This is a genomic window from Actinomadura sp. BRA 177 (assembly GCF_013372625.1).
GTDB lineage: Bacteria > Actinomycetota > Actinomycetes > Streptosporangiales > Streptosporangiaceae > Spirillospora.
The window spans coordinates 1-261 of the sequence record NZ_JABXFD010000728.1 but is presented as its reverse complement, the minus strand read 5'-3'; the positions used below and the strand labels follow the sequence as shown (position 1 = coordinate 261).

Sequence of the window (261 nt, the reverse complement as noted above, 5' to 3'; positions counted from 1 at the left end):
CTCACACAGGCGGTGAGCTGAGTAGCCAGTGCTCCACATCTATGAGCAGCCACCTGACAGACATCCGCTGTCAACAGTGGCCACCGACCCGCGCACCGACCCCCGGAGGGGCGGATCCACACAGGCCAGCTGGTTGCTCCTTAGAAAGGAGGTGATCCAGCCGCACCTTCCGGTACGGCTACCTTGTTACGACTTCGTCCCAATCGCCGGCCCCACCTTCGACCGCTCCCCCCCTTGCGGGTTGGGCCACGGGCTTCGGGT

The 261-nt window shown here is 64.8% G+C and carries 1 rRNA gene; it reads right to left on the bottom strand.

Annotated elements, in window-relative coordinates:
• Positions 1 to 144: 144 nt before the first annotated feature.
• Positions 145 to 261, bottom strand: a 16S ribosomal RNA gene (locus HUX53_RS39525); the annotation flags it as partial.